This is a genomic window from Sinorhizobium sp. BJ1 (genome assembly GCF_002531555.1).
Taxonomy (GTDB): Bacteria; Pseudomonadota; Alphaproteobacteria; order Rhizobiales; family Rhizobiaceae; genus Sinorhizobium; species Sinorhizobium fredii_B.
Genome location: NZ_NWTH01000003.1, coordinates 14,059 through 35,183, shown reverse-complemented (window position 1 = coordinate 35,183; position 21,125 = coordinate 14,059). Strand labels below are relative to the sequence as shown.

Here is a 21,125-nt window from a genome sequence, read left to right as displayed (position 1 = left end):
CGCCAAGAGGAGGTTCTGATGGAAGTCTTTGAGTGTGGATCGAGGCCCTCGTCCCGCGGACCGGCCGAATATTTCCACGGAGCCGTGCGCCTCGATCCAGCCTTCGAGGCGCCTGCGCCGGCGCGGGTCCGCGGAGCGACGGTGACCTTTGAACCGGGCGCGCGGACCGCCTGGCACACGCATCCGCTCGGCCAGACCCTGATCGTCACGGCCGGTCGTGGCCTCGCACAAAGCTGGGGCGGAGAACTCCGCGAGATCCGCGCCGGCGATGTCGTCTGGTTCCCGCCGGGCGAGAAGCACTGGCACGGCGCGGCTGCGGATACGGCGATGACCCATATCGCCATCCAGGAGGCACTCGACGGCAAGGCGGTCGATTGGCTGGAACATGTGACTGACGAGCAGTATCGGGGGGCGTAAGAGGCGCTGCACGGCAACGATCTTTGCCACTTGCGATCAATTTATGCTTTCGGAAAAATGGTGGGCGATGAGAGACTCGAACTCCCGACATCCTCGGTGTAAACGAGGCGCTCTACCAACTGAGCTAATCGCCCTTTCGCGTGTCGAACATTGTCCGCCGCGTCGGTGGGCGTGATCTATGCGCTGCCGGCGAAAACCGCAAGAGGATTTGCGCGTTTTTTTAGATTTTTTTGCGAGCAGGCGCGATGCAGCTGGGCGGCGCGCTGCCCTCTTTGTGGACAAACCTTCAATGGGGCTGCGCAAACTTGGAGCCGGTAAGGCGCCTGTTCCTGCACACACTTTCCGCCCGCGGGGTACCTTGTGGATCAAAATTCCGTCCGTCACGGTTTTGTCTTCAAACACGCTTGACACCCCAAGGCGAACCGCTTAGTTAGCCGCTCATCGAGACGGCTGGGCCGCCTTGATTGCGGGGTGCGCGAGCGCCCCGGCCAGCCAAGAGGATGCGGGTGTAGCTCAGTCGGTTAGAGTGCCGGCCTGTCACGCCGGAGGTCGCGGGTTCGAGCCCCGTCACTCGCGCCACTCTTCTGGTGCATAGGCATTCTCAAAGAGTGTCGATGGTGAAATAAGGGCCATTCAGGCCACAATGCGCGGGTGTAGCTCAGTCGGTTAGAGTGCCGGCCTGTCACGCCGGAGGTCGCGGGTTCGAGCCCCGTCACTCGCGCCATTTCTCCTCCTTCCGTCTTTCAAGGCCATTCAATTGATTTTTGCATTGCGGCAATGTGTCTCGGACCGTTTCCCATCAGCAAGATGAGCCCGTTCCGGGAATTCGGCGCTTCGCTGTGTCAACAGTGCGAAAGTGCCGTTCAAACGTGTGCCGCGAACCGGTTTAAATGCCTGTACGAGGCTTGCACATGGGCGCGGGCTGCGCTAACCACTCTGGCGTTGCAACATGATTTTCGGCCTGCGGCATTCGTTGTTTTAGCACCTCTCCCGGTGCGCTTCGCAGGCAGGGACGGATAACAATGACAGAACTTCTCGGTTCCTATGTTCCGATCGCGATTTTCATTGGAATCGCTCTAGTGATCGGCCTCGCACTCCTGATCGCTCCCTTCGCAGTTGCCCACAAGGCGCCCGATTCGGAAAAGCTTTCGGCCTATGAGTGCGGCTTCAATGCGTTCGACGACGCCCGCATGAAGTTCGACGTCCGCTTCTATCTCGTGTCGATCCTCTTCATCATCTTCGACCTCGAAGTCGCCTTCCTCTTCCCCTGGGCGGTTTCGTTCAAGGCGTTGGGCTGGTTCGGCTTCTGGTCGATGATGGTCTTCCTCCTGGTGCTGACGGTCGGCTTTATCTATGAATGGAAAAAGGGAGCGCTGGAATGGAACTAGCATCCGGCACCACGCTCGTTGCGCCGCAGCCGAAGGGCATTATCGATCCCGCGACCGGCAAGCCGATCGGCAGCAATGACGCATTCTTCGGCGAGATCAACAACGAGCTCGCCGACAAGGGCTTCCTCGTCACCTCGACCGATGAGCTGATCAACTGGGCGCGCACCGGCTCGCTGATGTGGATGACCTTCGGTCTTGCCTGCTGCGCCGTCGAAATGATGCAGATGTCGATGCCGCGCTACGATGCCGAACGCTTCGGTTTTGCGCCGCGCGCCTCGCCGCGCCAGTCGGACGTGATGATCGTTGCCGGGACGTTGACCAACAAGATGGCGCCGGCGCTGCGCAAGGTCTACGACCAGATGCCGGAGCCCCGCTACGTCATCTCGATGGGCTCCTGCGCCAATGGCGGCGGTTACTATCACTATTCCTATTCGGTCGTGCGCGGTTGCGACCGCGTCGTGCCCGTCGATATCTATGTGCCAGGCTGTCCTCCCACGGCAGAAGCGCTGCTCTATGGCGTGCTTCTGCTGCAGAAGAAGATCCGCCGGACCGGCACGATCGAGCGCTAAGGCAGGGGGTTCTTTTCAATGAGTGAAGCCCTGAACGAGCTTGCGACCTATCTTCGCGAAGCACGCGGATCGCTGATTGCCGATTCGGCGATCAAATATGGCGAGCTGACGCTGACGACGACGGCCGAGAACGTCATCGCGCTGCTGACCTTCCTGCGCGACGATCCGCGATGCGGCTTCGTCAGCTTTATCGACGTCTGCGGTGTCGACTATCCGCAGCGGCCGGATCGATTCGACGTCGTCTACCACCTCCTGTCGCCGCGCCAGAATCTGCGCGTCCGCGTCAAGGTCGCGACCGGCGAGGGCGAGCCGGTGCCGTCGGCAACTCCGGTATTTCCGGGCGCCGACTGGTTCGAACGCGAAGCCTACGACATGTACGGCATTCTCTTCACGGGCCATCCGGATCTGCGTCGCATCCTCACCGACTACGGTTTCGAAGGTTATCCGCTGCGCAAGGACTTCCCGCTGACCGGCTTCGTCGAGGTTCGCTACGACGATGAAGTCAAGCGCGTGGTCTATGAGCCCGTCGAGCTGAGGCAGGAATTCCGCAACTTCGATTTTCTATCGCCCTGGGAAGGCACGGAATACGTCCTGCCCGGCGACGAAAAGGCGAAGGCACGGTGAGATAAGTCGGCCCGCGGGGTCCCGAGGGGATGCCATCCGGCCTGGAGCAATCGGTATGACCGAACACAACGTCCGCAACTTCAACATCAACTTCGGTCCGCAGCATCCGGCGGCGCACGGCGTTCTCCGTCTGGTGCTGGAGCTCGACGGAGAGATCGTCGAGCGCGTCGATCCGCATATCGGTTTGTTGCACCGCGGCACCGAGAAGCTGATCGAAGCCAAGACCTACCTGCAGGCCATTCCCTATTTCGACCGGCTCGACTACGTCGCGCCGATGAACCAGGAGCACGCATTCGCGATTGCCGTTGAAAGATTGACGGGCACGGAGGTGCCGATCCGCGGTCAGCTCATCCGTGTCCTCTATTCGGAAATCGGCCGCATCCTCTCGCATCTCCTCAACGTCACCACGCAGGCGATGGACGTCGGCGCGCTGACGCCGCCGCTCTGGGGCTTCGAGGAGCGCGAAAAGCTGATGGTCTTCTACGAGCGGGCCTGCGGCGCGCGCATGCACTCGGCCTATTTCCGTCCGGGCGGCGTGCATCAGGATCTGCCGCATGAATTGGTCGAGGATATCGGCAAGTGGATCGATCCGTTCCTGAAGACCGTCGACGACATCGACGAGCTTCTGACCGGCAACCGCATCTTCAAGCAGCGCAACGTCGATATCGGCGTCGTCAGCCTCGAGGACGCCTGGGCCTGGGGCTTCTCGGGCGTCATGGTGCGCGGCTCGGGTGCCGCCTGGGACCTGCGCCGGGCGCAGCCCTATGAATGCTATTCCGAGATGGAGTTCGACATCCCGATCGGCAAGAACGGTGACTGCTACGACCGTTATCTCATCCGCATGATCGAGATGCGCCAGTCGGCGCGGATCATGCGCCAATGCGTCGATCGCCTGCTGGGCGACGCGAAGATCGGGCCGGTTTCGTCGCTCGACGGCAAGATCGTGCCGCCGAAGCGCGGTGAGATGAAGCGCTCGATGGAGGCGCTGATCCACCACTTCAAGCTCTATACCGAGGGCTACCACGTGCCGGCCGGCGAGGTATATGCCGCGGTCGAGGCGCCGAAGGGCGAATTCGGCGTCTATCTGGTCTCCGACGGCACCAACAAGCCCTACCGCTGCAAGATCCGCGCGCCCGGCTATGCGCATCTGCAGGCGATGGATTTCCTCTGTCGCGGACACCAGCTGGCCGACGTCTCGGCCGTGCTGGGCTCCCTCGATATCGTGTTCGGCGAGGTGGATCGCTGATGCGTCTGGCGCCGCTTGCCGTTCTCGGATGTGTCGCGCTTGGCCCGGCGGCCCTGGCTCAGGAGGACGTCGGCAGCACGTCGTCGTCGGGGCTGCACGGGGGTTCCATGGCCACGCTCCTGTCGAAGGGATACGAGATCAAGGCAGCCGTCGCCAATGGCACGCGCTACATCGTCTTTATGCAGAAAGACCAGTCCGCCTATGCCTGCGAATTCGTCACGCTGACGAAATCGCGGTGCGGTTCGATTAATTGATAAGGTGTCCACTAGAATGTCCGTTCGTCGACTAGCCGAAGACACTGTCCAGCCAGCGGCCTTTGCATTCAGCAAGGAGAACGCCGCCTGGGCTGAGGCAACGATCAACAAGTATCCGAAGGGCCGCGAGCAGTCGGCGATCATTCCGCTGCTGATGCGCGCCCAGGAGCAGGATGGGTGGGTGACGAGGGCGGCCATCGAATCGATCGCCGACATGCTCGGCATGCCCTATATCCGCGCCCTCGAAGTGGCGACCTTTTACACGCAGTTCCAGCTGAAGCCGGTCGGATCGCGGGCCCATGTGCAGGTCTGCGGCACGACGCCTTGCATGCTGCGCGGCGCCGAAGACCTGATCAAGGTCTGCAAGACGAAGATTGCGGCCGAGCCTTTCACGCTGAATGGGAGCGGGACGCTCTCCTGGGAAGAGGTCGAATGTCAGGGCGCCTGCGTCAACGCGCCGATGGTGATGATCTTCAAGGACGCTTTCGAGGATCTGACGCCCGAGCGGCTCGAGGAAATCATCGACGGCTTCGACGCAGGCAAGGGCGCTGAAATCCAGCCCGGTCCCCAGATCGACCGCATCTATTCCGCGCCGATCGGTGGGTTGACGACGCTGCAACCTCCGGAAGCCCCCGAAAAGGCGAAGGCGCCTGCCCGGGCCAAAAAGGCAAAGGACGACAAGGCCAGGGATGAACCGGCGGTGAGCGTGCCGCCGTCGAACGCCGCCAAGCCGAAGACCGCTGCAGACGTTACCAATCCGGCGGTAAAGACCCCGGCGACCGCGAAGAAAGCGGCGGCGAAGAACGCCAAGATCGAAGGCGAGACGGTCGACAAGTCCAAGCCGGCAAAGAAGCCGCGGTAAAGAGGTGATACCCCATGCTCAGAGATGAAGATCGCATCTTTACCAACATCTACGGCCTTAAGGACAAGTCGCTCAGGGGCGCAATGGCGCGCGGCCATTGGGATGGCACCAAGGAGTTCCTCGAGAAGGGCCGCGACTGGATCATCAACGAGGTGAAGGCTTCGGGCCTTCGCGGTCGCGGCGGCGCCGGCTTCCCGACCGGCCTCAAGTGGTCCTTCATGCCGAAGGAAAGCGACGGCCGCCCGCACTATCTCGTCGTCAATGCCGACGAGTCGGAGCCTGGCACCTGCAAGGACCGCGATATCATGCGCCACGATCCGCATACGCTGATCGAGGGCTGCGTTGTGGCAAGTTTCGCCATGGGCGCGCACGCCGCCTACATCTACGTGCGTGGTGAGTTCATTCGCGAGCGCGAAGCGCTGCAGGCGGCGATCGACGAATGCTACGATTACGGGCTGCTCGGCAAGAACAACAAGCTTGGCTACGATATCGATATTTTCGTCCATCACGGCGCCGGCGCCTATATCTGCGGCGAGGAAACGGCACTGCTCGAAAGCCTTGAGGGCAAGAAGGGCCAGCCGCGTCTGAAGCCGCCGTTCCCGGCGAACATGGGCCTCTACGGCTGCCCGACGACGGTGAACAACGTCGAATCGATTGCTGTCACGCCGACCATTCTGCGGCGCGGCGCCGGCTGGTACAGCAGTTTCGGCCGCCCGAACAATCACGGCACCAAGCTTTATTCGGTTTCCGGCCACGTCAACCGGCCGTGCACGGTCGAGGACGCGATGTCGATCCCGTTCCACGAACTGATCGAGAAGCACTGCGGCGGCATCCGCGGCGGCTGGGACAACCTGCTCGCGGTCATTCCCGGCGGCTCGTCGGTTCCCTGCGTGCCTGGCGCGCAGATGAAGGACGCCATCATGGATTATGACGGCCTGCGCGAGCTCGGCTCGGGTCTTGGGACGGCGGCCGTCATCGTCATGGACAAATCGACCGACATTATCAAGGCGATCTGGCGCCTCTCCGCCTTCTACAAGCACGAAAGCTGCGGCCAGTGCACGCCGTGCCGCGAAGGCACCGGCTGGATGATGCGCGTCATGGAGCGCATGGTGCAGGGCCGCGCGCAGAAGCGCGAGATCGACATGCTCTTCGACGTGACGAAGCAGGTCGAAGGCCACACGATCTGCGCCCTTGGCGACGCGGCCGCCTGGCCGATCCAGGGCCTGATCAAGCACTTCCGTCCGGAGATGGAACAGCGGATCGACGAATATACGCGCAATGCGACCTCGCATGGCGCCGTATTGCAAGCAGCGGAGTAACGAGCGATGACCGGGACGCGCAATGAAGTACAGGGCATGAAAGCGGCTGCAGTCATTCCTTTTGTGCGGCCCCTGGGCGCCGGCTCGGCCGATCCTTTCGGCATGGCTGAATGGATGAAGGCCATGCCGGCTGTTCCGCTGATGGCCAATCCTGTGGCCGCCGTGGCGGCGGCGACGGCGCTGGGCTTCGGCCTGTCGAGCCACTTCGCAGGCGTCATGTTCGGGGCAATGCAGGGGGCTGCAAGTGCCCTGCAGAAAAGCGCCGGCGCGCTCGAACCGGTAGAATTTGCCGAACCGGCTCCGGCCGTCGCACCGTCGGAGCCCGTAAGCGGGGAGGCCCCGGCCGCGCCTGAAACCCGGCAGGTCCCACCGGCGCCGCCCGCTGTCGCGAAGCCGAAGGCGCGCGCCGCCAGGAAGCCGGTCGCATCGAAGCCGAAAGGCCGTGCCGATGACGATCTGAAGCGTATTTCCGGGATCGGCCCGAAGCTCGAGCAGGTCCTGAAAGGCCAGGGCCTTCGCCGCTTCACCGATATCGCCGGTCTGAGCGAGACGGATGTCGCGCGGATCGATGCCGAATTAGCTCTCAATGGCCGCATCTCCCGGGACGATTGGATCGGGCAGGCGAAGGTGCTGATGCGCGAGAAATGACGTGACGGCTGCCCGGTCGTCACCATACCGGAAGAGCCGTGAAGGAATTGTCCGGCGCCACAGAAGGCAGCCGGACGGAAGACAGGATTGAGTACGAAGATGGCAAAGCTGAAAGTCGACGGAAAAGAGATCGAGGTCCCGGATCATTTCACGCTGCTTCAGGCGTGCGAAGAGGCCGGCGCCGAGGTTCCGCGCTTCTGTTTCCATGAGCGGCTTTCGGTTGCCGGCAATTGCCGCATGTGTCTGATCGAGGTGAAGGGCGGCCCGCCGAAGCCGGCTGCCTCCTGCGCCATGGGCGTGCGCGATCTGCGTCCCGGCCCGAATGGCGAGGCGCCGGAAGTCTTCACGACGACGCCGATGGTCAAGAAGGCCCGCGAAGGCGTCATGGAGTTCCTGCTGATCAACCATCCGCTCGACTGCCCCATCTGCGACCAGGGCGGCGAGTGCGACCTGCAGGACCAGGCGATGGCCTTCGGCATCGACAGCTCGCGCTATCAGGAAAACAAGCGCGCCGTCGAGGACAAGTATATCGGCCCGCTCGTCAAGACGGTGATGAACCGCTGCATCCACTGCACCCGCTGCGTCCGCTTCACGACGGAAGTGGCGGGCATTGCCGAACTCGGGCTGATCGGCCGCGGCGAAGATGCGGAGATCACCACCTATCTCGAACAGGCGATGACGTCGGAACTGCAGGGCAACGTCGTCGATCTGTGTCCGGTCGGCGCGCTGACCTCGAAGCCTTTCGCCTTCACGGCGCGGCCGTGGGAGCTCAACAAGACCGAATCGGTCGATGTCATGGATGCGGTCGGCTCGGCGATCCGCGTCGACACGCGCGGCCGCGAGGCGATGCGCATCATGCCGCGCGTCAACGAGGAGATCAACGAAGAGTGGATCTCCGATAAGACCCGCTTCATCTGGGACGGGCTGAAGACGCAGCGTCTCGACCGGCCCTATGTGCGGAAGGACGGCCGCCTGCAGTCGGCGACCTGGAGCGAGGCCTTCCAGGCGATCAAGGCCGCCGTCGACAAGAGCTCCGGCGACAAGGTCGGTGCGATCGCCGGCGACCTCGCATCCGTCGAGGAAATGTACGCCCTGAAGGAGCTGATTGCCTCGCTCGGATCGCAGAACGTCGATTGCCGCCAGGACGGCGCAGCGCTCGACCCGACGCTCGGCCGCGCCAGCTATCTCTTCAACCCGACGATCCAGGGGATCGAGGGCGCCGACGCGCTGCTCATCATCGGCTCCAACCCGCGCTTCGAGGCTTCGGTTCTCAACGCCCGCATCCGCAAGCGTTATCGCATGGGCAATTTCCCGATCGCCGTGATCGGCGAGCGGGCCGAACTGCGCTACGAATATGAATATCTCGGCGCCGGTACGGATACTCTCTCAGAGCTTATGTCCGGCAAGGCGAAGTTCTTCGAGACGCTCGAGAAGGCCGAGCGGCCTCTGATCATCGTCGGTCAGGGCGCGCTCGCAGGGGAGGGCGGCGCTGCCGTTCTCGCCTCCGCCGCGAAGCTCGCCGCCGCGGTCGGCGCAGTCGGCGCGGACTGGAACGGCTTTGCCGTCCTGCACACGGCGGCCTCGCGCGTCGGCGGTCTGGATCTCGGCTTCGTCCCGGCCATGGGCGGCAAATCGGCGGCCCAGATGGTCGACGGCACGGACGTGCTGTTCCTGCTCGGCGCCGACGAGATCGACCTCTCGGCGAGGAAGGGCTTCACCGTCTATATCGGCTCGCACGGCGACAATGGCGCGCATGCGGCGGACGTCATCCTCCCGGGCGCGGCCTATACGGAAAAGTCCGGCACCTGGGTCAATACCGAAGGCCGCGTCCAGCTCGGCAACCGCGCCGGCTTCGCACCGGGCGACGCGCGCGAAGACTGGGCGATCATCCGTGCGCTTTCGGATGTGCTCGGCCGGAAGCTGCCGTTTGATTCGCTTGGCGAATTGCGTGCGAAGCTCTATGCCGCCCATCCGCATTTCGCAGAGATCGATGGCATTGCCGCTGGTAGCAGCGACGAAATTGCCGCACTTGCCCAAAAAGCCGGTGAGATGGCCAAATCCGTATTTGCGTCTCCGGTCAAAGACTTCTATTTGACGAACCCGATAGCGCGCGCATCCGCCGTCATGGCCGAATGCTCGGCCTTGGCGCGCAACAATTTCAAAGCTGCCGCGGAATGAGCGCGAGGGACTAGAGCATCATGGACGCTTTCATTTCGAGCTACGTCTGGCCCACGGCCATCATCATCGGCCAGTCGCTCCTGCTGCTGGTCGCGCTGCTGGTCTTCATCGCCTATGTCCTGCTGGCGGACCGCAAGATCTGGGCCGCCGTGCAGCTTCGCCGCGGCCCGAATGTCGTCGGCCCGTGGGGGCTGTTCCAGTCCTTTGCCGACCTTTTGAAATTCGTCTTCAAGGAGCCGGTCATTCCGGCCGGCGCCAACAAGACGATCTTCCTGCTCGCGCCGCTCGTCTCGGTGACGCTGGCCCTCGCGGCCTGGGCCGTCATCCCGTTCAATGCGGGCTGGGTGATCGCGAACATCAATGTCGGCATCCTCTTCGTCTTCGCCATATCTTCTCTCGAGGTTTATGGCATCATCATGGGCGGCTGGGCGTCGAACTCGAAATATCCGTTCCTCGGCGCGCTGCGCTCCGCGGCGCAGATGGTGTCCTATGAAGTCTCGATCGGCTTCGTCATCGTCACCGTGCTGCTCTGCGTCGGTTCGCTCAACCTGACGGACATCGTCAATGCGCAGTCGGACGGCCTCGGAACGATGATCGGCCTGCCGGCCTCCTTTCTCGACTGGCATTGGCTGTCACTGTTCCCGATGTTCATCGTGTTCTTCATCTCGGCGCTTGCCGAGACGAACCGCCCGCCCTTCGACTTGCCCGAAGCCGAGTCCGAACTCGTCGCCGGCTTCATGGTCGAATACGGCTCGACCCCGTACATGATGTTCATGCTCGGCGAATACGCGGCGATCTGCCTGATGTGCGCGCTGACGACGATCCTGTTCCTCGGTGGCTGGCTGCCGCCCGTCGACATCTGGATCCTGAACTGGGTGCCGGGCATCATCTGGTTCGTGCTGAAGGCTTCGTTCGTGTTCTTCATGTTCGCGATGGTGAAGGCCTTCGTGCCGCGCTACCGCTACGACCAGCTGATGCGTCTCGGCTGGAAGGTGTTCCTGCCGCTGTCGCTGGCGATGGTCGTCATCGTCGCATTCGTTCTGAAGCTCATGGGATGGGCATGATGGCCCCGCAAGCTTCGCTGCATACCGCCGGCTTCTCCCAGGCCGGCACATTTGGAGGTTTATGATGGCCGGTCTTTCGCAAGCCGTCAGCTCGCTGTTCCTCAAGGAGTTCGTCGGCGCATTCTTTCTGTCGATGCGCTATTTCTTCCGGCCAAAGGCGACCCTGAACTATCCCTTCGAAAAAGGCCCGGTCAGCCCTCGTTTCCGCGGCGAGCATGCGTTGCGCCGTTATCCGAACGGCGAAGAGCGCTGCATCGCCTGCAAGCTCTGCGAGGCGATCTGTCCCGCCCAGGCCATCACCATCGAGGCCGGCCCGCGCCGCAACGACGGCACCCGCCGCACGGTGCGCTACGACATCGACATGGTGAAGTGCATCTACTGCGGTTTCTGCCAGGAAGCCTGTCCGGTCGATGCCATCGTCGAAGGGCCGAACTTCGAATTCGCCACCGAGACGCGCGAAGAGCTCTATTACGACAAGGAAAAACTGCTGGCCAATGGCGACCGGTGGGAGCGGGAAATCGCGCGCAACATTGCAATGGACTCGCCCTATCGCTGAGGCCATCTGCGTAAACGCAGCATCGCGCCGCTCGTAAGAGGGTGCATGCGGAACGGGTTGGGCACTGGCCGGACGGACTGTCCGGCTTTGCCTCATGGAGTGAGGGCCGCGCCTTCACGCCGAGCAAGACGAAAAAGGCACCGATCATGGGTCTGCAGGTTCTTTTTTTCTATCTCTTCGCCTTCATCGCAGTGGCGTCGGCATTCATGGTTATCGCGGCAAAGAACCCGGTCTATTCGGTTCTGTTCCTGATCCTGACCTTCTTCAACGCGGCAGGGCTCTTCCTGCTGACGGGTGCCGAGTTCCTGGCGATGATCCTGCTGGTGGTCTATGTCGGCGCGGTTGCGGTTCTCTTCCTTTTCGTGGTCATGATGCTCGACATCGACTTCGCCGAACTGCGCGCAGGCGTACTTGAATACGCGCCGGTCGGGGCGCTGATCGGTCTGATTCTCGCCGCCGAGCTCATCGTCGTCGTCGGTGGTTCGACCTTCTCTCCGGAGATCGCCAAGGGCATCGCCATGCCGATCCCGGCCGCCACCGAACGGACCAACACGGCCGCGCTCGGCGACGTTCTCTACACCCACTACATCTATTTCTTCCAGATCGCCGGGCTCGTGCTTCTCGTCGCCATGATCGGCGCCATCGTGCTCACCCTGCGTCATCGTGAAAACATCAAGCGCCAGAGCATTCCGCGCCAGGTTGCCCGCTCGCCCGAGACCGCCGTCGAGGTGGTCACGGTCAAGCCGGGGCAGGGCCTTTAATCGGGACGCGAGGTCGAGGGATTAGACTTATGGAAATCGGAATCTCCCACTATCTCACCGTCAGCGCCATTCTCTTCACGCTCGGCGTCTTCGGCATCTTCATCAACCGGAAGAACGTCATCATCATTCTGATGTCCGTGGAGCTCATTCTCCTCGCGGTCAACATCAACATGGTGGCCTTCTCGGCGTTCCTGAACGACATCACCGGCCAGGTCTTTGCGCTGTTCATTCTGACCGTCGCGGCCGCCGAAGCCGCTATCGGACTTGCAATTCTCGTCGTCTTCTACCGCAACCGCGGTTCCATCGCCGTCGAAGACGTCAACATGATGAAGGGCTGACAGGGCCATGGACACCATTATCAAGGCTATCGTCTTTCTGCCTCTGATCGGCTTTCTGATCGCCGGCCTTCTTGGCACGCAGATCGGTGCCAAGGCATCCGAATATGTGACCAGCGGCCTGATGCTGATTGCGCTCGCGCTCTCCTGGTTCGTCTTCTTCGACGTCGCTCTCGGCGAGGAAGAGATGATCAAGGTCTCGGTGCTGCACTGGATCCAGTCCGGCAGCTTTGACGTCGAATGGGCGTTCCGCGTCGACAGCTTGACCGCCGTCATGTTCGTGGTCGTCAACACGGTCTCGACGCTGGTGCATATCTATTCGATCGGCTACATGCACCACGATCCGCACCGTCCGCGCTTCTTCGGCTATCTGTCGCTCTTCACCTTCGCGATGCTGATGCTGATCACGTCGGACAACCTGCTGCAAATGTTCTTCGGCTGGGAAGGCGTCGGCCTCGCGTCGTACCTGCTGATCGGCTTCTGGTACAAGAAGCCGTCGGCCAATGCGGCGGCGATCAAGGCCTTCATCGTCAACCGCGTCGGCGACTTCGGCTTCTCGCTCGGCATTTTCTGCGTCTTCGTTCTCTTCGGCTCGATCAATCTGGAAACGGTCTTCGCCGCCGCGCAGAGCTACCTGCCGGCTGAAGGTGCAGAGGCAGGGGAGGCCGTGATCACGCTCTTCGGCATGCACCTCGACAAGGCGGATGCGCTGACGGCAACCTGCCTGCTGCTCTTCATGGGCGCAATGGGCAAGTCGGCCCAGTTCTTGCTGCACACGTGGCTGCCGGACGCCATGGAAGGCCCGACGCCCGTTTCGGCCCTCATCCATGCCGCGACGATGGTAACAGCCGGCGTCTTCCTGGTCGCCCGCATGTCGCCGCTCTTCGAGCTGTCGCCGGATGCGCTGACCGTCGTCACGCTCGTCGGTGCGATCACCGCCTTCTTCGCCGCGACCGTCGGTCTCGTCCAGAACGACATCAAGCGCGTCATCGCCTATTCCACCTGTTCACAGCTCGGCTACATGTTCGTGGCACTCGGCGTCGGAGCTTACGGCGCCGCCATCTTCCACCTGTTCACGCACGCCTTCTTCAAGGCGCTTCTCTTTCTTGGCGCCGGTTCGGTGATCCACGCCGTCGATGGCGAGCAGGACATGCGCTACATGGGCGGCCTGCGCACCCATATTCCCGTCACCTACTGGATGATGTTCATCGGCACGATCGCGCTGACCGGCGTCGGTATCCCGGGCACGGTCATCGGCACGGCAGGCTTCTTCTCGAAGGATGCGATCATCGAGTCCACCTTCGCGTCGCACAGCGTCGTTTCGGGGATTGCCTTTGCCCTGTTGGTGATCGCTGCGCTGTTCACCAGCTTCTATTCCTGGCGTCTGACCTTCATGACCTTCCACGGCACGCCGCGCGCCTCCCACGAGGTCATGCATCACGTCCACGAGTCGCCCCAGGTCATGCTGGTGCCGCTCTATGTCCTCGCCCTCGGTGCGCTTGTCGCCGGTTTCCTGTTCCACGACTATTTCTTCGGCCATCACTATGCCGAATTCTGGCAGGGCTCGCTCTTCACCGGGCCGGAAAACGAAATCCTCGAGGAATATCACCACGTTCCGCTTTGGGTGAAGTGGAGCCCGTTCGTGGCCATGGCCCTCGGCCTCTACACTGCCTGGTACATGTACATCCGTTCGCCGGAGACGCCGAAGTACCTGGCCGAGCAGCATCGCGGTCTCTACCAGTTCCTGCTCAACAAGTGGTATTTCGACGAGCTCTACGATTTCCTCTTTGTCCGCACCGCCAAGCGTCTCGGCACCTTCCTCTGGAAGGAGGGTGACGGCCGCGTCATCGACGGCTTCGGGCCGAACGGGGTGGCGGCGCGCGTGCTCGACGTGACCGACCGCGTCGTCCGGCTGCAAACCGGATACCTCTATCACTACGCGTTCGCCATGCTGATCGGCATCGCAGCGCTCGTTACATGGATGATGCTCGGGAGTTCCTTCTGATGACCGATTGGCCCGTACTTTCCGCGGTCACCTTCCTGCCGCTGGTCGGCGCCCTGCTTCTCTTGCTGATGCGGGAAGACAGCGCCAACGGCCGCCGCAACATCCTGAACATCTCGCTGCTGACGACGATCGTCGTTTTCGGCCTGTCGCTCTATGTCTGGTACCAGTTCGACAGCTCGAACCCCGGCTTCCAGATGGTCGAGAAGCATGAGTGGCTCGGCACCGGCATTTCCTACCATCTCGGCATCGACGGAATTTCCGTATTGTTCCTGCCGCTGACGGCATTCCTGATGCCGTTCTGCGTGCTGGCGAGCTGGGTCACGATCGAGAAGCGCCTGAAGGAATACATGATCGCGTTTCTGCTTCTGGAAACGCTGATGCTCGGCGTCTTCGTCTCGCTCGACATCGTGCTCTTCTACGTCTTCTTCGAGGCGGGCCTCATTCCGATGTTCATCATCATCGGCGTCTGGGGCGGCAAGGACCGCGTCTATGCGAGCTACAAGTTCTTCCTCTATACGCTGCTCGGCTCGGTGTTGATGCTGCTCGCCATCATGGCGATGTATTGGCAGGCCGGCACCACCGACATCACCGAACTGCTCAAGTATAATTTCCCGCGCCAGATGCAGACCTGGCTGTGGCTTGCCTTCTTCGCGTCCTTCGCGGTGAAGATGCCGATGTGGCCGGTCCATACCTGGCTTCCCGACGCACACGTCCAGGCACCGACGGCGGGCTCGGTCATCCTGGCCGGCATTCTGCTGAAGCTCGGCGGCTACGGCTTCCTGCGCTTCTCGCTGCCGATGTTTCCGCTGGCCTCCGACTATTTCGCGCCGCTCGTCTATACGCTGTCGATCATCGCGATCATCTACACTTCGCTGGTGGCGATGATGCAGACCGACATCAAGAAGCTGATCGCCTATTCCTCCGTCGCGCATATGGGCTATGTGACGATGGGCACCTTTGCGGCCAACATCCAGGGCGTTCAGGGCGCGATCTTCCAGATGCTCTCGCACGGCATTGTCTCGGGCGCGCTCTTCCTTTGCGTCGGCGTCGTCTATGACCGGCTGCACACGCGCGAAATCGCCGCCTATGGCGGTCTCGTCAACAACATGCCGAAATATGCGGTGGCCTTCATGGTGTTCACCATGGCTAATGTCGGGCTTCCGGGCACCTCGGGCTTTGTCGGCGAAGTCTTGACGCTGGTTGGCGCCTTCCGCGCCAATACCTGGGTTGCGCTCTTTGCGACCAGCGGCGTCATCCTGTCGGCGGCCTATGCCCTTTGGCTCTATCGCCGCGTCATCTTCGGTGCGCTGGAGAAGGATAGCCTGAAGGCGCTGCTCGACCTTTCGACGCGCGAGAAGGTCATCCTCTATCCGCTGGTGATCCTGACGATCTTCTTCGGTGTCTATCCGGCGCCGGTCTTCGATGCGACGGCGGCTTCCGTGGATCTGCTCGTCAACAACTACGCCGCAGCCCTGCAGGCAGCGCAAAACGTTGCGCTTTCGGTGCAATGACCACAGGACGTGATGGACATGACTGCTGAAACCCTATTTGCAAGCCTGCAACTCTCGGTCCCCGAACTGATCCTGGCGGTCGGCGCGCTGGTGCTGCTGATGGTCGGCGTCTATTCGAACGAGCGCGCGACGCCGGTCGTGACCGGGCTATCCGTCGCCGTGCTCGTCGTTGCCGGACTGTGGCTCATTCTGAACACTGATAACGGCGAGGCCTATGCCGGCGCCTTCCTGTCGGATCCCTTCGCGAAGTTCATGAAGGTTCTGGCGCTGATCGGCTCGGTCACCGTCATGGTGATGACGATTGGCCAGGCTCGGGCTGCGCAGATCGACCGCTTCGAGTTTCCGGTGCTTCTGCTGCTCGCGACGCTCGGCATGCTGCTGATGATTTCGGCCAACGACCTGATTTCGCTCTATCTCTCGTTGGAGCTGCAGTCGCTGGCGCTCTATGTCGTGGCCGCGATCAATCGCGACAGCGTGCGCTCGACAGAAGCGGGCCTCAAGTATTTCGTTCTTGGCGCCCTGTCGTCCGGCATGCTGCTTTATGGCATGTCGCTCGTCTATGGCTTCACCGGCCATACCGGCTTCGACGAGATCGCAGGCGCACTCACCGCGGAAGGGCGCTCGCTCGGCCTGGTCTTCGGTCTGGTGTTCATCCTTGCCGGCCTTGCCTTCAAGATCTCGGCCGTTCCGTTCCATATGTGGACGCCGGACGTCTATGAAGGTGCACCGACACCGGTGACGGCCTTCTTTGCGGCCGCACCGAAGGTGGCGGCCATGGCGATGCTCGTCCGCATTGTCATTGAAGCCTTCGAACCGGTCGTCGCCGACTGGCGGCAGATTATCGTCTTCATTTCGATTGCTTCGATGCTGCTCGGTTCCTTCGCCGCCATCGGGCAGCGCAACATCAAGCGACTGATGGCCTATTCCTCGATCGGTCACATGGGCTATGCGCTCGTCGGTCTAGCCGCCGGATCGATGGCCGGGGTGCGCGGCGTCATTCTTTACATGGTGATCTACATGGTGATGACGCTCGGCACCTTCGCCTGCATCCTCGCCATGCGCCGCAGGGACGGCGAACATGTCGAAGGGATAGATGACCTCGCCGGTCTGTCGCAAACCAATCCGTTCATGGCGACGGTGCTGACGATCCTGATGTTCTCGCTCGCCGGCATTCCGCCGCTCGCCGGCTTCTTCGCGAAGTATTTCGTGTTCGTTGCGGCTATCGAAGCCCAGCTCTACGGGCTGGCGATTATTGGCGTGCTCGCTTCCGTCGTCGGCGCTTACTATTACCTGCGCGTTATCAAGGTCATGTGGTTCGACGAGGCCAAGGGCGAATTCGCCCGTACGGCCGGCGAATTGCGGCTGGTCTACGGACTTTCCGGCCTGTTCGTGCTCGGTTACGTGCTGATTGGTGGTCCGCTTGGAAATGCCGCCGAGGCTGCGGCCCGGACCTTCTTTTGACCGGCGGGCGCGGCAGCGGCCCGATATCGCCCGACGATTTCCGGCACATAGCGCTTGCCGAAACTGGCTCGACGAACAGCGAATGCCTGGCGAGGGCGCGCAATGGTGATCCGGGCAATCTCTGGGTCACCGCCACGCGCCAGACGGGCGGCCGCGGTCGACGCGGCCGCGAATGGTTTTCCGAGCCGGGCAATCTCTACGCATCCCTGCTGCTCATCGATCCGGCGCCGGTGGAGCACCTGCATTCATTGCCGCTCGCGGCGGCGGTGGCGGTGCATCGGGCCATTCGCAGGGTGATGCCTCCGGGTTCTGCGGAGGTGGCGATCAAGTGGCCGAACGACATCCTCATCGATGGCCGGAAAGCCTGCGGCATCCTGCTCGAAGGCGAAGGACTTGCTGACGGCCGTCATGCGCTGGTGATCGGCTGCGGTGTGAATGTCGCGGTCATGCCCGAAACGGGGCTTTACCCGGTCACGTCGCTTCGGCACGAGGGCGCGACGATCTCCGCCGAGGAACTGTTTGCTCACCTGTTCGTGACAATGGCGGAGGCTCTCTCGACTTGGGACCGCGGCGCCGGCATCGCCGCGATTATCGATCAGTGGCGGGCCGCCGCGAAGGGCATTGGCGAGACCATCACCGTCAACCTGCCGAACCGGTCTCTTGCGGGCCGCTTCGTCGGTATCGACGAAGGCGGCCGACTGCTGCTCGACACGGGCTCCGGCCCGCCGCAGGCGATTGCGGCGGGCGACGTATTTTTTGGATGAACAAGAATAGAGGCGCATTACAAATGGCGCAGGATGAAGACCTGGTGTTCTTGCCGCTTGGCGGCGTTGGCGAGATCGGCATGAATCTCGGCCTTTATGGCTACGGCAACCCCGGATCCCGGCAATGGATCATGGTCGATTGCGGCGTGACCTTTCCCGGCCCGGAACTGCCCGGCGTGGAACTTGTGCTGCCGGATATATCCTTCCTTGCCGAGGAGCGCCGCAATCTCAAGGCGATCATCATCACGCATGCCCACGAGGATCACTACGGTGCCCTGAACGATCTCTGGCCGGGTCTGAACGTTCCGGTCTACGCCTCGCCCTTCACCGCCGGCATGCTCGAGGCGAAGCGAGAATTCGAAAAGAGCCGCGGCGAAATCCCGATCACCATCTTCAAGGCCGGCGACCGCATCAATGTGGGGCCTTTCAGCATCGAAGCGATCGGCGTCAACCATTCCATTCCCGAGCCGATGTCGCTGGTCATCCGCACGCCGCTCGGAAGCGTCGTGCATACGGGTGACTGGAAGATCGACCTGGAACCCTCGCTTGGTCCGATCACCAATGAAGCGCGTTTTCGCCAGGTGGGTGAAGAAGGCGTTCTGGCGCTCGTCTGCGACTCGACCAATGCGCTGCGCGACGGCGTTTCGCCTTCCGAGCGGGAAGTGTCGGAAAGCCTGGCGAAGATCATCGCGGATGCCGAGGGGCGCGTCGGCATCACCACCTTTTCGTCGAATGTCGGCCGCATCCGCTCGGTCGCTGAAGCCGCCGAGGTCGCAGGCCGCGAAGTGCTCCTGCTCGGCAGCTCGATGAAGCGCGTCGTCGACGTCGCGAAGGATCTCGGCATCATGGAGGGGCTGAAGCCGTTCCTGGCCGAGGACGAATTCGGCTACATCCCACGCGACAAGGTCGTCGTCATCTTAACCGGAAGCCAGGGAGAGCCGCGCGCCGCCCTCGCCAAGATCGCCCGCGACGAGATGCGCAATGTGGCGTTTTCGGCCGGGGATACGATCGTCTTCTCGTCGCGCACGATCCCCGGCAACGAAAAGGCGATCAACGACATCAAGAACGGGCTGATCGAGCAGGGCATTCATATCATCACCGACAGCGAGGCGCTGGTGCATGTGTCCGGCCATCCGCGCCGCAATGAACTGCAGCAGATGTATCAATGGCTGAAGCCTGAGATCGTCGTGCCGGTGCATGGCGAAGCGGCGCATCTGACGGCACATGCCGAGCTTGCGCTGCATTCGGGCATCGCGAGCGTTCCGCGGCTGCGCAACGGCGAGATGCTGCGCCTCGCTCCCGGACCGGCCCAGGTCATAAACGAGGCGCCGCACGGCCGCATCTACAAGGACGGGACGCTGATCGGCGATTTCGACGAGATGGGCATTGGCGAACGCCGCAAGCTCTCCTTTGCCGGCCACGTCTCGGTCAATGTCGTGCTCGACAACCGCTACGACTTCCTCGGCGACCCCGACGTCGTGCCGATCGGGCTTCCGCAGTTCGACGACGAAGGCGACGAGATGGACGACGTGCTCTACGACGCCGTCCTCGGCGCGGTGGAAAGCATCCCGCGCGTCAAGCGCAAAGACTTGGCAATGCTGCAGGAAGCTGTCCGGCGCGTGGTGCGCAGCACGGCCAACCAGATCTGGGGCAAGAAGCCGATCGTCACGGTCTTTGTCACCAAAGTCTGATTTGTCCGGCGGCGGAGCCGGTGTAAACCCGTGATCTTCCAATCTGGGGAGGGCGTCGATGCTCGGAAGAGTGAACCATGTAGCGATCGCGGTGCCGGACCTCGCGTCCGCGGCGGAAAGTTACCGTGCTACCCTCGGCGCCGCGGTCACGGAGCCGCAGGCGCTGCCGGAGCACGGCGTCACCGTAGTCTTTGTCACGCTTCCCAACACCAAGGTCGAATTGCTGGAGCCGCTCGGCGATCAGTCGCCGATCGCCGCCTTTCTCGCGAAGAACCCGGCAGGTGGCATGCACCACATCTGCTACGAGGTCGACGACATCATAGCGGCGCGCGACCGGCTGCGGCAGGCGGGGGCGCGCGTCCTGGGCGACGGCAATCCGAAGATCGGCGCCCACGGCAAGCCGGTGCTCTTCCTGCATCCCAAGGATTTTCAGGGCACACTGATCGAACTCGAAGAGGTGTGACAGTCGGGCGCGGCGAAGCCATTTGCGCGATCGACAGCAAAAGCGCTATAAGGCGCCTGCCGCGCAGGGCTCTTTCGAGAGCCGCTTGTGACCCGCGCAACAAAATGCCGCCGCCAATTGGCTGCCTGACCGCGTCTTTCATCAGAGAGCCTGGATGTCCGCCTTTTCGACCTTTGCCGTCTATTTCATCATCTGGTGGCTCACGCTTTTCACCGTGCTGCCGTTCGGTGTGAAGACTCAGGCCGAGGAGAACGATGTGGTGCCCGGCAGCGTCGAGAGTGCTCCGGCGCGCTTTCGTGGCCTACGCGTGGTTCTGGTGACGACGGTCATCGCCGCCTTAATCCATCTCGGCTGGTATGTGCTTTCCGTGAAGCTCGGATATGACCTTGATGCGATATTCGGCTTCATCGGTCCGAACGGCTGATCGCGATGCAGGCGCATCACGGGAACTGACGATACGCAAGAAACATGCCGCAAGGTGAAGGGAGCTTTTGTCGGCGGCTCTGCGAACTGGCACAGAGACAAGCCTCTTGACAGACAATGAATTGACATCTTTCGCCGACTGCTTCGCTTCGAACGCGGCCAGAAAAGCAAAAAAAAACAAGGCCAAAGCCTTGTTTTTCAAGTTTCGCGTGATCTCAACCGTTACCGGCGGCAGCGAACGAGCGCGCCTAAGATCTTATCCTCCCAAGACTTGACCGCGAAATTCGGCAAGAATTTGGTCTTCTTGCCTGTTTTGTGAGCCGAAACTAGCTTAAACATTGGGCTATGTCATCAGCTTTTTTTGCATTTTTGCTACAGTTTGGCAAAAAAATCCGGTTGACAGAAATCGTCCTCGTCCTGTTACTACCGTGCTCTTTTGACGCAGGGCCCCGAGCGTGTTGCCGCCGGAGGGTCATTATTGGCGCGGCGCTCTTCCCCATGCTCTACAGCGCGCGCGTCTTATTAGACGCGTAAAAGGTCGCTGTAGCGCTTTGAATACTGCATTTCTTGCCCTTAAACCGAGGTT

21 protein-coding genes and 3 tRNA genes are annotated in these 21,125 nt (G+C 62.0%); 23 read left to right on the top strand and 1 reads right to left on the bottom strand.

What is annotated here, in order from left to right:
• The first annotated feature begins 18 nt into the window (after positions 1 to 18).
• Entirely contained in the window at positions 19 to 417 is a 399-nt protein-coding gene (locus CO676_RS03480; protein WP_014764020.1) for a cupin domain-containing protein, read from the top strand.
• Positions 418 to 475: 58 nt separating this feature from the next.
• Here CO676_RS03480 and CO676_RS03475 read toward each other — a convergent pair.
• Positions 476 to 551: transfer RNA gene (locus CO676_RS03475), tRNA-Val, on the bottom strand.
• 368 nt (positions 552 to 919) lie between these two features.
• On the opposite strand from CO676_RS03475, the gene CO676_RS03470 reads away from it, so the two are divergent.
• From CO676_RS03470 to CO676_RS03365, 22 genes are all read left to right on the top strand, one after another.
• A tRNA-Asp gene (locus CO676_RS03470) sits at positions 920 to 996 on the top strand.
• Positions 997 to 1,064: 68 nt separating this feature from the next.
• A tRNA-Asp gene (locus CO676_RS03465) sits at positions 1,065 to 1,141 on the top strand.
• Between the two features lie 298 nt (positions 1,142 to 1,439).
• Entirely contained in the window at positions 1,440 to 1,805 is a 366-nt protein-coding gene (locus CO676_RS03460) for an NADH-quinone oxidoreductase subunit A (protein ID WP_097519674.1), read from the top strand.
• Complete coding sequence (locus CO676_RS03455; protein ID WP_012707619.1) at positions 1,796 to 2,374, top strand: NADH-quinone oxidoreductase subunit B; 579 nt, start codon at positions 1,796 to 1,798, stop codon at positions 2,372 to 2,374. Before CO676_RS03460 ends, CO676_RS03455 begins: the two co-directional genes overlap by 10 nt.
• A gap of 18 nt (positions 2,375 to 2,392) precedes the next feature.
• On the top strand, positions 2,393 to 2,998 hold the full coding sequence (locus CO676_RS03450) for an NADH-quinone oxidoreductase subunit C (RefSeq protein WP_041414294.1): 606 nt from the start codon (positions 2,393 to 2,395) through the stop codon (positions 2,996 to 2,998).
• Between the two features lie 55 nt (positions 2,999 to 3,053).
• Complete coding sequence (locus tag CO676_RS03445) at positions 3,054 to 4,244, top strand: NADH-quinone oxidoreductase subunit D (protein ID WP_014764021.1); 1,191 nt, start codon at positions 3,054 to 3,056, stop codon at positions 4,242 to 4,244.
• Positions 4,244 to 4,498 carry a hypothetical protein gene (locus tag CO676_RS03440; RefSeq protein WP_014764022.1) on the top strand — a complete coding sequence of 85 codons (255 nt, stop codon included), beginning with the start codon at positions 4,244 to 4,246 and terminating at the stop codon, positions 4,496 to 4,498. The genes CO676_RS03445 and CO676_RS03440 overlap by 1 nt, the downstream gene beginning before the upstream one ends.
• A 16-nt stretch (positions 4,499 to 4,514) precedes the next feature.
• Positions 4,515 to 5,360 (top strand): NADH-quinone oxidoreductase subunit NuoE, encoded by an 846-nt coding sequence (gene nuoE / locus CO676_RS03435; RefSeq protein WP_097519673.1) that lies wholly within the window; start codon positions 4,515 to 4,517, stop codon positions 5,358 to 5,360.
• A 14-nt stretch (positions 5,361 to 5,374) separates the two neighbouring features.
• Positions 5,375 to 6,679, top strand: a complete 1,305-nt coding sequence (gene nuoF / locus CO676_RS03430) for an NADH-quinone oxidoreductase subunit NuoF (protein ID WP_014764024.1) — start codon at positions 5,375 to 5,377, stop codon at positions 6,677 to 6,679.
• 6 nt (positions 6,680 to 6,685) lie between these two features.
• On the top strand, positions 6,686 to 7,327 hold the full coding sequence (locus CO676_RS03425; protein WP_014764025.1) for an NADH ubiquinone oxidoreductase: 642 nt from the start codon (positions 6,686 to 6,688) through the stop codon (positions 7,325 to 7,327).
• A 99-nt stretch (positions 7,328 to 7,426) separates the two neighbouring features.
• Entirely contained in the window at positions 7,427 to 9,505 is a 2,079-nt protein-coding gene (gene nuoG / locus CO676_RS03420; RefSeq protein ID WP_097519672.1) for an NADH-quinone oxidoreductase subunit NuoG, read from the top strand.
• A gap of 20 nt (positions 9,506 to 9,525) precedes the next feature.
• A complete protein-coding gene (gene nuoH / locus CO676_RS03415) occupies positions 9,526 to 10,569 on the top strand; it encodes an NADH-quinone oxidoreductase subunit NuoH (protein WP_097519671.1) in 1,044 nt (347 codons plus the stop codon).
• Positions 10,570 to 10,633: 64 nt separating this feature from the next.
• The gene (nuoI, locus tag CO676_RS03410; RefSeq protein ID WP_012707628.1) at positions 10,634 to 11,125 is read left to right on the top strand and encodes an NADH-quinone oxidoreductase subunit NuoI; all 492 of its coding nucleotides are present in this window, start codon (positions 10,634 to 10,636) and stop codon (positions 11,123 to 11,125) included.
• A gap of 146 nt (positions 11,126 to 11,271) precedes the next feature.
• Positions 11,272 to 11,886 carry an NADH-quinone oxidoreductase subunit J gene (locus CO676_RS03405; protein ID WP_041414296.1) on the top strand — a complete coding sequence of 205 codons (615 nt, stop codon included), beginning with the start codon at positions 11,272 to 11,274 and terminating at the stop codon, positions 11,884 to 11,886.
• A 29-nt stretch (positions 11,887 to 11,915) separates the two neighbouring features.
• Positions 11,916 to 12,224 carry an NADH-quinone oxidoreductase subunit NuoK gene (gene nuoK, locus CO676_RS03400; protein ID WP_014764029.1) on the top strand — a complete coding sequence of 103 codons (309 nt, stop codon included), beginning with the start codon at positions 11,916 to 11,918 and terminating at the stop codon, positions 12,222 to 12,224.
• Positions 12,225 to 12,231: 7 nt separating this feature from the next.
• Positions 12,232 to 14,226: an NADH-quinone oxidoreductase subunit L gene (gene nuoL, locus CO676_RS03395; RefSeq protein ID WP_014764030.1), complete on the top strand. Its 1,995-nt coding sequence runs from the start codon at positions 12,232 to 12,234 to the stop codon at positions 14,224 to 14,226.
• Complete coding sequence (locus tag CO676_RS03390) at positions 14,226 to 15,737, top strand: NADH-quinone oxidoreductase subunit M (protein WP_014764031.1); 1,512 nt, start codon at positions 14,226 to 14,228, stop codon at positions 15,735 to 15,737. Before nuoL ends, CO676_RS03390 begins: the two co-directional genes overlap by 1 nt.
• Before the next feature lie 18 nt (positions 15,738 to 15,755).
• A complete protein-coding gene (gene nuoN / locus CO676_RS03385; protein ID WP_041415329.1) occupies positions 15,756 to 17,198 on the top strand; it encodes an NADH-quinone oxidoreductase subunit NuoN in 1,443 nt (480 codons plus the stop codon).
• Entirely contained in the window at positions 17,195 to 17,962 is a 768-nt protein-coding gene (locus tag CO676_RS03380; RefSeq protein ID WP_014764033.1) for a biotin--[acetyl-CoA-carboxylase] ligase, read from the top strand. The genes nuoN and CO676_RS03380 overlap by 4 nt, the downstream gene beginning before the upstream one ends.
• Before the next feature lie 23 nt (positions 17,963 to 17,985).
• Positions 17,986 to 19,653, top strand: a complete 1,668-nt coding sequence (locus CO676_RS03375; protein WP_097519670.1) for a ribonuclease J — start codon at positions 17,986 to 17,988, stop codon at positions 19,651 to 19,653.
• A gap of 58 nt (positions 19,654 to 19,711) precedes the next feature.
• Positions 19,712 to 20,116, top strand: a complete 405-nt coding sequence (gene mce, locus CO676_RS03370; RefSeq protein WP_097519669.1) for a methylmalonyl-CoA epimerase — start codon at positions 19,712 to 19,714, stop codon at positions 20,114 to 20,116.
• Between the two features lie 154 nt (positions 20,117 to 20,270).
• Positions 20,271 to 20,540, top strand: coding sequence for a DUF1467 family protein (locus CO676_RS03365; RefSeq protein WP_014764036.1), 270 nt, complete (start codon positions 20,271 to 20,273; stop codon positions 20,538 to 20,540).
• Positions 20,541 to 21,125 lie beyond the last annotated feature (585 nt).